Origin of the sequence: Streptomyces zinciresistens K42 (assembly GCF_000225525.1) — a bacterium.
GTDB classification, from domain to species: domain Bacteria; phylum Actinomycetota; class Actinomycetes; order Streptomycetales; family Streptomycetaceae; genus Streptomyces; species Streptomyces zinciresistens.
In genome coordinates this window covers 1-10,585 of the sequence record NZ_AGBF01000214.1, presented here as the reverse complement: position 1 = coordinate 10,585, position 10,585 = coordinate 1, and the positions used below count along the sequence as shown (strand labels likewise).

Annotated in this window: 9 protein-coding genes and 2 pseudogenes; 4 read left to right on the top strand and 7 right to left on the bottom strand. The window is 73.0% G+C overall.

Going from position 1 to position 10,585, the window contains the following annotated elements:
* A pseudogene (locus tag SZN_RS31795) lies at positions 1–441 on the bottom strand (hypothetical protein); the annotation flags it as partial.
* A 241-nt stretch (positions 442–682) separates the two neighbouring features.
* Between SZN_RS31795 and SZN_RS31790 the strand changes: the two are divergent.
* Positions 683–1,129, top strand: a complete 447-nt coding sequence (locus SZN_RS31790) for an ATP-binding protein (protein ID WP_007503111.1) — start codon at positions 683–685, stop codon at positions 1,127–1,129.
* Positions 1,130–1,147: 18 nt separating this feature from the next.
* On the opposite strand, the gene SZN_RS31785 is transcribed toward SZN_RS31790, so the two are convergent.
* From SZN_RS31785 to SZN_RS31775, 3 genes are all read right to left on the bottom strand, one after another.
* The gene (locus tag SZN_RS31785; protein WP_007503109.1) at positions 1,148–1,711 is read right to left on the bottom strand and encodes a dihydrofolate reductase family protein; all 564 of its coding nucleotides are present in this window, start codon (positions 1,709–1,711) and stop codon (positions 1,148–1,150) included.
* Between the two features lie 217 nt (positions 1,712–1,928).
* Positions 1,929–3,413, bottom strand: a complete 1,485-nt coding sequence (locus SZN_RS31780) for an aminopeptidase P family protein (RefSeq protein ID WP_043734173.1) — start codon at positions 3,411–3,413, stop codon at positions 1,929–1,931.
* 140 nt (positions 3,414–3,553) lie between these two features.
* On the bottom strand, positions 3,554–5,074 hold the full coding sequence (locus tag SZN_RS31775; protein WP_078509041.1) for a PP2C family protein-serine/threonine phosphatase: 1,521 nt from the start codon (positions 5,072–5,074) through the stop codon (positions 3,554–3,556).
* 502 nt (positions 5,075–5,576) lie between these two features.
* Here SZN_RS31775 and SZN_RS31770 point away from each other — a divergent pair.
* A complete protein-coding gene (locus SZN_RS31770; RefSeq protein ID WP_007503104.1) occupies positions 5,577–6,236 on the top strand; it encodes a bifunctional DNA primase/polymerase in 660 nt (219 codons plus the stop codon).
* Between the two features lie 145 nt (positions 6,237–6,381).
* Positions 6,382–6,951: a hypothetical protein gene (locus SZN_RS31765; RefSeq protein WP_007503103.1), complete on the top strand. Its 570-nt coding sequence runs from the start codon at positions 6,382–6,384 to the stop codon at positions 6,949–6,951.
* Positions 6,952–7,195: 244 nt separating this feature from the next.
* Here SZN_RS31765 and SZN_RS31760 read toward each other — a convergent pair whose 3' ends face one another.
* The 3 genes from SZN_RS31760 to SZN_RS31750 form a co-directional block, all read right to left on the bottom strand.
* Positions 7,196–8,161, bottom strand: coding sequence for a DUF5926 family protein (locus SZN_RS31760; protein ID WP_007503101.1), 966 nt, complete (start codon positions 8,159–8,161; stop codon positions 7,196–7,198).
* A gap of 146 nt (positions 8,162–8,307) precedes the next feature.
* Positions 8,308–8,946 (bottom strand): ATP-binding protein, encoded by a 639-nt coding sequence (locus SZN_RS31755; protein WP_043734165.1) that lies wholly within the window; start codon positions 8,944–8,946, stop codon positions 8,308–8,310.
* 342 nt (positions 8,947–9,288) lie between these two features.
* Complete coding sequence (locus tag SZN_RS31750) at positions 9,289–10,116, bottom strand: glycerophosphodiester phosphodiesterase (protein WP_043734170.1); 828 nt, start codon at positions 10,114–10,116, stop codon at positions 9,289–9,291.
* Between the two features lie 281 nt (positions 10,117–10,397).
* Between SZN_RS31750 and SZN_RS42055 the strand changes: the two are divergent.
* A pseudogene (locus tag SZN_RS42055) lies at positions 10,398–10,585 on the top strand (protease); the annotation flags it as partial.

Here is a 10,585-nt window from a genome sequence, read left to right as displayed (position 1 = left end):
CGTCGCCGCGCCGCCCGTGCCGATGCCGGCGTCGGACAGGACGCGCTGGGCGCGGGCGGGGCTGATCGCCACCCCCGCCGTACCGCACAGGAGCCGCGCGGCCCGCCGCACCAGCGCGGCGTCGGAGGCGGCGGCCTCCTGGGCCTGCGCGGCGGCCGCCGCCCCCTGCTGGAGCACCCCGAACAGCGAGTGCAGGGACGTCTGGCAGACGGCGAGCAGCGCGGCGGTGCCGGCCAGCGAGCGCTCGCGGCCCGTGAACGGCAGCGCGACCAGGAAGATCCCGAGGTATCCCGCGCCCAGCGCCCACAGCGGAACCGCGGCGCAGGAGGCCAGCGCGTGCCCGATGCCGGCCAGCACGACGCAGACCGCGGCGAACACCGCGGCCCGCAGGATCCGCAGATCGCTTCCGGGGCGCGCACGGCGCGGACGGGCGGCAGGCATGGCGGGCTCATCATCCCACTGGCCCCGTGGCCGCCGTCCGGCAGGTCCGCCCCATGGCCCCCTGCCCTGTCCGGTTCGGAACCGGAAGGTCACCTTCTGATGTGGGCCGCCCCTACATACACCGATTCACACGTGGGCGCATCGACCATATGGGCGGCGTCACGCCGAGAACGTGCTTACACACGCGTGGTCGTGGCAATACGTAACGGTGTATGTCGAGCCGCAGCCAGGAGGCTGGAGCATGAGCATCTGGTGGTCACTGCATCTGCGGCGCGAAGCCGCGAGCGTGCCGCTCGCCCGGCGGTTGCTCATCGGCACCATGGAGACCGCGGGTGTCGACCCGGACATCTCCTACGACCTGTGCGTCGCCCTGAGCGAGGCCTGCGCGAACGCCGTCGAGCACGGCGGCACCGCGCCCGACGGCACCCCCCAGGCGTACCGCGTCACGGCCTACCTGGACGGCGAGAAGTGCCACATCGAGGTCGCCGACTCCGGCCCCGGTTTCCGCACGGCACGCCGCACCCCCCGGACGGCACCCTCCGACGCCGAGCACGGCCGCGGCCTGGGCCTCATCGAAGAGCTCGCCGACCACGTCCAGTTCGGCAACAAGCCGGACCGCGGCGGAGCGGTGGTCAGCTTCGACAAGGTCCTCAAGTGGCGGGAGAACGCACCGCTGTTGGCGGTGTAGCCGGCTCCGGCCACGGCCCTATCGGACCACCCGGTAGCGCAGGTGGACGAACTTCGCGCTGAAGGTGCGGGTCTCCACCAGTTCGAGGTCCACCCGGCGTTCGTCCGCGGGGAAGAACGGCACGCCGCCGCCGACCAGCACCGGATGGACGATGACGCGGTACTCGTCGATCAGGCCCGCCGCGGCCGCCTGCGCGGCGAGGTCCGCGCCGCCGATCGCGATGTCGCCCTCCCCCGGCTCGGCCCGCAGCCGCTCGATCTCCTCGGCCACGCCGCCCGTCGCGAGCCGGGCGCTGCCCCGCAGGGCCGTCAGCGTGCGGGAGAACACCACTTTGGGGAGCGGGTTCCACAGCGCGGTCCACTCGCGCTCCGCGTCGTCGAGTGACGCGTCCTGCCCGGCGGTCTCCCAGTAGAGCATCGTCTCGTACAGCCGCCGACCCATCAGGTGCACCCCGACGCCGCGGATGTCGTCGATCCAGAAGCGGAAGACGTCCTCGTCGGGCGCCGTCCAGTCGAATCGGCCGTCGGGCCCGACGATGTAGCCGTCGAGCGAGACGCTCATCGAATAGGTCACGCTGCGCATCAGAACTCCTCCACCCGACGGCACCGGCCGATGTGTAGACGGTACGGCCACCGGGCGCGGCACGCCCCGCCGCGACGCGCGCGATCGCGCGCACCGGCCCCGCACGACGACGGCCGGGCACCCCTGGGGGCACCCGGCCGTGGCGCGGACGCAGCAGACCGCAGCAGGCCGAAGCCAGACCGCAGCAGATGAAGCGGACCGCGGCAGACGGGGCGTGTCAGCCCTTCAGGGCGGCCATCCAGCTCTCGACCTCGTCCGAGCGGCGGGGCAGCCCGGCGCTCAGGTTCCGGTTGCCGTCGGCGGTCACCAGGATGTCGTCCTCGATCCGGACGCCGATCCCGCGGTACTCCTGCGGCACGGTCAGGTCGTCGGCCTGGAAGTACAGCCCCGGCTCGACGGTCAGCACCATGCCGGCCTCCAGCGTGCCGTCGACGTAGGACTCCACGCGCGCGGCGGCGCAGTCGTGCACGTCCATGCCCAGCATGTGGCCGGTGCCGTGCAGCGTCCAGCGCCGCTGGAGCCCGAGCTCCAGCACCCGCTCCACCGGGCCCTCGACGAGGCCCCACTCGACGAGCCTCTCGGTGAGCACCCGCTGCGCCGCGTCGTGGAAGTCGCGGTACTTCGCGCCCGGCCGGACGGCCGCGATACCGGCCTCCTGGGCGTCGTACACGGCGTCGTAGATCTTCTTCTGGATCTCGCTGTAGCGGCCGTCGACCGGCAGCGTGCGCGTGACGTCCGCGGTGTAGTACGTGTGCGTCTCGACGCCCGCGTCGAGCAGCAGCAGGTCGCCCGGCCGCACGGGCCCGTCGTTGCGCACCCAGTGCAGCGTGCAGGCGTGCGGCCCGGCGGCGCAGATGGAGCCGTAGCCGACGTCGTTGCCCTCCACGCGCGCGCGGAGGAAGAACGTGCCCTCGATGTAGCGCTCGGAGGTCGCCTCGGCCCTGTCGAGGACCTTCACGACGTCCTCGAAGCCGCGCACGGTGGAGTCGACGGCCTTCTGCAGCTCGCCGATCTCGAAGTCGTCCTTGACCAGCCGCGCCTCGGACAGGAAGACCCGCAGCTGCTCGTCGTGCTCGGCGGTGACCTTGTCGGTCAGTGCCGCCTCGACGCCGGCGTCGTAGCCGCGGACGACGCGCACCGGGCCCGTCGCCTCGCGCAGCGCGTCCGCGAGCTCGCGCACGTCGGAGGCGGGGATGCCGTACAGCTCGCCCGCCTCGGCGAGGGAGTGCCGGCGGCCGACCCACAGCTCACCCTGGCCGGAGAGCCAGAACTCGCCGTTCTCCCGGTCGGAGCGCGGCAGCAGGTAGATCGTCGCCTTGTGGCCGTCCGCGGCGGGCTCCAGGACGAGCACGCCGTCCTCGGTCTGGTTGCCCGTGAGGTACGCGTACTCGACGGAGGCGCGGAAGGGGTACTCGGTGTCGTTCGAGCGGGTCTTGAGGTTGCCCGCCGGGATCACCAGGCGCTCGCCGGGGAACCGCGCGGACAGCGCCGCACGGCGTGCCGCGGTCTCGGCCGCCTGGGCGATCGGCTCCAGGCCGTGCAGCTCGGTGTCGGCCCACCCGGACCGCATGTTCTCCGCGAGCTCGTCGGACACGCCCGGGTACAGCCCGTTCTTGCGCTGCTTGATCGGCTCTTCTGCGCTCTCGTCCACGTCCGCTGCGGTGGCAGCGTCGGACGCGGCCGCGGTGAGCTCGTCGGCCACGGTCATCCTCCTCGGTAGGGCACTGGACCCCCTCCATCGTACGGTCGTACCGGTACGTGCCCAGGGTGCGGGACCCGCCGTCCACAGGTGCTATGGCGCAGGCCACGCCTCTGTTATGACCGCGCGGACCGCGGTGGCCGCTACGCGAAGCGGGCGGCGAGCAGCACGACGTCCTCTGCGCTGTCGGCCTGGTCGAGCCCGCCCGGCAGGACGGTGCGCAGCACATGGTCGACCACGGCGTCCGGGTCGTGCCGGACCGCCCTCGGCACGCCCGCCGCCGCCGAGTGCAGCCGGGCGAAGGCGCGGTCGGTGGGGTCGCCGGTACGGTGCAGCAGCCCGTCGGTGTACAGCAGAACCGTCTCTCCCGCCTCCGCGGTCAGCTCCACGCTGGGCGCCTCCCAGCACGCGAGCATGCCCAGCGGCGCCGAGACGGAGGTCTCGACGAACTCGGTGCGCCGCTCCCCGATCAGCAGCGGCGGGGTGTGCCCGGCGCCGGCGAGGGTGATCTTGCGCAGCGCGGGCTCGCAGTAGGCGAACAGGGCGGTGGCCGAGCGGGCGGGCTCGGTGAGCCTGAGCAGCAGCTCCAGGTCGGACAGGACGGCGACCGGGTCCTCGCCCTCCATCACGGCGTACGCCCGCAGGCTGGCCCGGAGCCGGCCCATCGCGGCGACGGCGCTGGGCCCGGACCCGGTGACCGAGCCGACCGCGAGTCCGAGCGCGGCGTCCGGCAGCGGCAGCGCGTCGAACCAGTCGCCGCCGCCGCGCGGGCCGGTGCGGTGCCGGGCGGCGAGCTGGACGCCCGGCACCCGGGGCAGCCGGGCGGGCAGCAGCTCCTCGGCCATCGTCCGCATGGCCGCGCGCGTGCGCTCGACCTCCAGCAGCCGCGCCAGGTGCTCGGTGGCGTACGCCGTGTACAGGCCGATGAGATGGCGCCGGCGTTCGGAGGGTTCGGCGGGCTCGTCGTACAGCCACACGGCGGCGCCCAGCCGGCCCGCGGTCCCGGTGCACAGCGGAAGGGCGTAGCTGGCGGCGTAGCCGAGGCGGGCGGCCACCTCGCGGTGGCGGGGGTCGAGGCCGTCCTCGGAGAGCAGGTCGGGCTGGGCGATCTCGCCGTCGCCGCCGGGCAGTCCGTCGAGGATCTGCCCGTAGGACATGGCGCTGCGCGGCACGGTCTCGATGTGCCCGAGGTCGGCGCGGGCGAGTCCGAGGCCGATGGTGGTCTCCGGGCCCAGTCCGTCCGCGGGTTCGAGCACGACGAGGCCGCGCCGGGCACCCACGAGGGCGGATCCGGCGCGCAGCAGTTCCTGGAGGGCGTCGCCGAGCGCGTCCGTGCGGGCCAGGCGCTCGGTGAGTTCGTGGAGTGTCGTCAGGTCCGACACCCAGCCGGCGAGGCGGTCCTGGAGCAGTGCGCCCGGCGCGTTCGACGGGTCGACCGCCGGGGCGCCCGGGGTTCCTGGGGTTGTGGGCACGGGCGCGACAGTGTGGGCGGGTGGGGGAACCGTTGAATCGATTCCGGCCACTTTCGGAGGGTGAGGGGCGTTCATGGTGTCCGGCTTTCCGACCGGCGCGTACTGCTCAAAAGCATCGCAAACCCCCATGTCATTCTGCGCCGCCAGCAGTGTCTCCACATGTACACGCACTCGTGAGGGGATGTCCAGCATTGTCCTGCCGGGATTCCTGGTGTCCATGGGCCGTCGGGGCTCTCGGTGCAGACCTCTTGCGTTAAGGCGAAGTTGGCTTAAAACTGCCTCAGGGAACGGGCTATTGCGGTCGACTGGTTTCGCTCCCCGGAGCGTCACAGCGGTCGTGAGGGGTACGTACTCGGTGAAGGCCAGGGGTGGTTGACGACCACCCGGAACCTGGTGCCGGAGCCGGGCGTCCTAGCCACTGACGATCGTGCCCCATCCTCCCGCGGCGGAGGCGAAGAGAAATACGCGCGACGCGAAACGCCAGACTTCGCCACCCCGCGCCACGCCCATGCTTGTGACGGACGCAGTATGGACGAGGCTGCCGCGGAAGCAGCCAGCGCTCGGCCCATAGGGGATTCCCCTGCTCGCGGCAGGGGTGTGATGCGCCATCAGGTACGCACAGTGAAGTGATCGACACATGGTGTGATGTGACCCACGGTGTTGCCAGCGGTGCAACGGAAAGGAACGAGCGCTCATGCGCGAGATCCTCGGAAGGCGACGCAGGCTCCTGCGCGGCGACGGGCAGTCTGAGCTGATCAGTGCGGCCCTGACCTTCGCCAAGGAATGGCAGTGGCCCGTGCTCCCGGGCGTGACGGCGCACCCGCAGGGACACTCCCGCTGCGGCTGCCCCGATCAGGAGTGCACGGTCCCCGGCGCCCATCCCTTCGACCCCGGCCTCCTCGCGGCCACCACCGACGAGCGCATGGTGCGCTGGTGGTGGACCAACCGGCCCGCGGCCCCGATCATCCTCGCCACCGGCGGCGCCGCGCCCTGCGCGGTCAGCCTGCCCGCGCTGCCGGCCGCCGACGCGCTCGCGGCGCTCGACCGGACGGGCATGCGGCTCGGCCCGGTCGTGGCCTCGCCCTCCCGCTGGGCGATCCTCGTGAAGCCGTACTCCATGGAGCAGCTCGGCGAACTGCTCTACGCCAAGGACTTCGTCCCCGGCTCGCTGCGCTTCCACAGCGAGGGCGGCTACCTCGCGCTGCCGCCGTCCGAGACGGGGCAGGGTCCGGTCGGCTGGCAGCGCGCCCCCCTGCCCGGCTCGGCATCGCCCTGGGTGCCGGACGTGGAGGCCGTGGTCGACGCCGTGGTCGAGGCCCTCACTCGTACGGGTGTGAGCGCGCCCGAGATGTAGGGCCGCTCGGCGCGCGCGAAAGGCGCATAGGCGTACGGTCGTTATCTTCCGCTGTATGCCGCGTCATTCCAGGGGAAAAAGGGCACCGTCGTCACATCGCCGCGGGCCGAACCAGCGAAGAGTCCGTCTGATCGCCCTCGCTTCCGTGGCGGCGGCCGCGGTCGCCCTGCCGCTGGCGTGGGCGGCCGCCGGCCAGGTCGCCGAGGCGGGCCGCACCGCCGTGCAGGCCCCCGCGCGCGGCACCGGGGAACGACCCGCGGGCGAGAGCGCCGCCGACCCCTCTCCGCGCGCGGACGCCAAGGGGCCCTCCGCCGCGCCCGCGGACTCCCCGCTGACCCTCGACCTCGGGCTGGCCACCGCCGTGCGGTGCGGGCCCGAACTCACCTCGCCCGGCGGCATCGAGGCGCAGACCTGTGTCCTCACCCAGGGCGAGCAGACCTGGGCCCGGACGTACTTCCGCAACGCCACGGGCGCCGCCGTCGACTCCGTACTGAGCCTCATGGGGCCCGCGGGGCGCACGCTCCAGATGCGCTGCGCCGTGGGCGCCGACGACGAGCCGGGCACCTGCGAGACGCCCCGCGCGCGCACGCGCGGCGCCTCGGACGCCTACACCGCGGTCACCGAGTTCGCGGAGCGGACCGGGGGCCGGGCGCTGTTGCTGCGTTCCGCGAGCAACTCCGTGCCGGGGAAGTCCGCCGCGAACACGGGTAGTTGACGGTCGGCGCCGTTCCGTGAAGGGGCGCGGACAGGGAAAGGCCCGGTTGCTGGCGACGGGGGATGCACCAGCAACCGGGCTATGGGAACGGTAACAAGAGATCGGCGGTTCGCAAATTCCTTACGGGCTTTCCGGTCACCGATTCCCTTGCCCAGCAAGGGAGTTGTGAGCGGATTCACCTCAGCGTGGGCGGGCCGGGCCGGCTGAACGGCCGTTCAGCCGGACCCGCTCCGCGCGCCGCCCGTCAGCTGAGCGTGACCTGCCGGTTGGTCAGACCGCCCCGCGCGCGGCGCTCGTCCGGCGTGAGCGGGGCGTCCGTCGCCAGGGCCGCGGCCAGGCGCTCGGCGAACTCCGCCGCCGGCTTCTCCACGTCCTCGGCGCCGACACCGCTCGGCAGGTCCCAGACCGGCACGGTGAGGCCGTGAGCACGGAAGGAGCCCACCAGCCGGGTGCCCTCGCCGAGGCTCGACGCGCCGGCCGCGTGCAGCCGTGCGAGGGCGTCCAGAAGCTGCTCTTCAGGGTGCGGCATGACCCACCGCAGGTGGTTCTTCTCCGGGGTCTCGCACCAGTAGGCGGCGTCCACGCCGGTCAGCTTCACGGTGGGGATCGCCGCGGCGTTCGCCCGCTCCAGGGAGGCGGTCACCTCCGCGGTGGCGTTCTCCGCGTCGGGGACCCAGAACTCGAAGCCCGGGTGCACAACTGGCTCGAACGCGCCTTCGGGGTCGAGCAGATCCTGCAGCCGGGGTCCGCCGGCGGGGGCGCGCCTGCCCTGCACCGGGGTGCCGGGCGCGGCGGCCAGCGCCTGCTGGAGGGTGTCGGCGAGGTCGCGGCTGATGTCGCCGGACGCCGTGTCGTTCTGCAGGCCGAGCAGCACCGAGCCGTCGTCGCGGCGCAGGGCGGGCCAGGCCATCGGCAGGACGGTGGCGAGCGTGACCGACGGGACGCCCTCGGGCAGGCCGCCCTTCAGGGGCAGTTCGACGGTGGCGGCGGGCACCAGCTCGCGCAGGGCCACCCAGTCGCACTCGTGCGGCAGCCCCTCGAAGGGGCGGTGCACCAGCTCGGTCACCGCGTGGGCGGCGGCCCGGCCGTGACATGCCTTGTAGCGCCGGCCGCTGCCGCAGGGGCAGGGCTCGCGCGCGCCGACGACCGGGATCTCCCCATCGGCGATCTGCGGGCGCTCGGCCTTGGTCTGGGGTCGCTTCTTGGCCATCGTGGGTGTCTCCCGGGTACGGCTCGTCTGGTACGGGCGCGAGCCTAGCCGCTCGTGCCACGCTCGACGGGAGCCTGTGGACAACCCACCGGGTCGTGCCGGGAACGGTCCGCCGACGGGCGCGGTTCCGCCCGTATCCGGCGGCTTCAGTCCAAGTCGTCGAAGGCGTTCGCGAAGTCGAGACCCGCCATCGCGCTCACCGGCGGTGCGGCGACGCGCGCAGCGAAGTCGTGGCGCCGGTGGCCGGCGTCGGGGTCGTGCACGTCGTCGTGGACCACGACCCAGACGGTGACCTCGCCGCGGACGTCGTCCCGGACGCCCCAGTCGTCGGCCAGGGCGGTGATGATGTTCAGTCCGCGGCCGCCGTGCGCGGTGACCGAGGGTGTCGCCGGGGCCGGGCGCGTGGGTCCGCCGCCGTCCGTCACCTCGACCGTGAGCCTGCCGCCCGCGTCCACGCGCCACGCGGCCCGCACGTCGCCGTCACCGGAGAACGCGTCGCCCAGCGGCCGGCCGTGTTTGCACGCGTTGCTCAACAGCTCCGAAAGAATCAGTACGGCATCGTCGATGACCGTCTCCGCCACACCGCCCGTGCGCAGGTGCGCCCGCATCCGGTGCCTGGCTCTGCCCACGCCCGCAGGGCCGTGGGGAACGGCCATGCTCGACGACGTGGGCACCTCCTGTGCCACCACCAACGCCACCCCCGAGACCTCCTTTGCCCCACGCCACGGTGTGGATGCCCCATCGGCCTGAACCGGAAACCGGCCAGTCACGGTCCGGCGACGCATTCGGAACGTCCGGGTACGGAGTGAACGCGCCGGAGCACTCCCCGTAATCGGGCTGGCTGGAATTCGTCGGTGTGGCCGAGAGTGGAGGATGGGGCTGAAGGGGCGGCCGGGTCAAGAGGTTGTGCAGGGGTTGGTGCGGTTTTCGGCTCCGGGGGTTCGAGGGGTGGCCCGAGGGGGGCGAGGGGTGAGGGTTGGCCCGAGGGGGGGGCGAGGGGGCGAGGGGGCGAGGGGTGAGGGGTCTGAGAGGGCGCACCCGGCGCGCGGGGTACGCGCGCCGGCGGATCGGAGGGGTGGGTACGCACGCGTACGAGGCGGTGGCCGGGCACGCGCGCGTGGACGGGTTCAGCGGCCGAGCTGGCGCAGCACCGCGCGCGGGCGGTTGGTGATGATGGCGTCGACGCCCAGCTCCACGCAGAGGTCGACGTCCTCGGGTTCGTTCACCGTCCAGACGTGCACCTGGTGGCCGGCCCGCTTCAGCCGCTCCATGTAGGCGGGGTGGCTGCGCACGATGCGGATCGAGGGGCCGGCGATGCGGACGCCCGCGGGCAGCCGCCCGTCGCGCAGCCTCGGTGAGACGAACTGCATCAGATAGACGGTCGGCAGCGTCGGCGACGCGGCACGCACGCGGTGCAGAGAACGCGCGGAGAAGCTCATCACGCGCACCGGGGAGTCCTCGGCGGTGGCGGGCGCGTCCAGTCCGAACCGTTTCAGCAGGAGCAGCAGCCGGTCCTCCACCTGACCGGCCCAGCGCGTGGGGTGCTTTGTCTCGATCGCCAGCTCCACGCGCCGCCCCGCGTCGGCGACCAGCTCCAGCAGCCGTTCCAGGGTGAGGACGGAGGTGTCCTCGGGGTCCTCGGGCCGCACCTCCCAGTCGGGCTCCTCGCTCCGGTTCTTCCAGGAGTCGCGGGTCTTGCGGGAGGAGAAGTCCAGCGCGGCGAGCTCGGCGAGTTCCAGGGCGGAGACCGCGCCGCGGCCGTTGGACGTACGGTTGACGCGTCGGTCGTGGACGCAGACGAGATGGCCGTCGGCGGTGAGGCGTACGTCGCATTCGAGGGCGTCCGCACCGTCCTCGACGGCCTTCCGGTAAGCGGCCAGGGTGTGCTCCGGAGCGTCTTCGGAGGCTCCTCGGTGGGCGACGACTCGGATCTGGTGCTGACGTGCGTGGGTCACGGCGTCATGGTGCCACCGCACCCGGGCGGTCGTGCGACCGGAGCGGGCGTGAGGGCTCCGGGAATGTGCCCGTTCAGTCGCACATGACCCTTGTAAGGAGTGGCCGCGGACGCACAGCGACGGCTTATGGTGCTCTGACGGCCCTTGGGAAAAGCTGACCGCATACAAAAAGACGAACGTGCACAGCTGAAGCGCACCGACCGCCGACAGCATCCGGCAAGCATGAATGGGCGTGACCGAGTGCGACCGAAGACAACAGCCGTGGATCGAGGAGAGAAGCTGTGAGCACCGAGAACGAGGGCGCCGCGGTACCCCCGGCCCCGTCCGCGCCCCCCGTGCCGGCGGACGCTCCCACTGCTCCGGCCTCCCAGGGGCACCCGGCTCCAGAGAGCGGCACCGCGCCGACCGCGCCGATCCCCCCGGTCACGGCCGAGGCACCGTCCGGGGCGCCGTCCGGGGCGAACGGCCC

Bases quoted from the DNA above. Each gene is read 5' to 3' on its own strand.
- SZN_RS31790 (WP_007503111.1), top strand. From the start codon at position 683: ATGAGCATCTGGTGGTCACTGCATCTGCGGCGCGAAGCCGCGAGCGTG.
- SZN_RS31785 (WP_007503109.1), bottom strand. From the start codon at position 1,711: ATGCGCAGCGTGACCTATTCGATGAGCGTCTCGCTCGACGGCTACATC.
- SZN_RS31775 (WP_078509041.1), bottom strand. From the start codon at position 5,074: ATGCTGGACATCCCCTCACGAGTGCGTGTACATGTGGAGACACTGCTG.
- SZN_RS31770 (WP_007503104.1), top strand. From the start codon at position 5,577: ATGCGCGAGATCCTCGGAAGGCGACGCAGGCTCCTGCGCGGCGACGGG.
- SZN_RS31760 (WP_007503101.1), bottom strand. From the start codon at position 8,161: ATGGCCAAGAAGCGACCCCAGACCAAGGCCGAGCGCCCGCAGATCGCC.
- SZN_RS31755 (WP_043734165.1), bottom strand. From the start codon at position 8,946: ATGCGTCGCCGGACCGTGACTGGCCGGTTTCCGGTTCAGGCCGATGGG.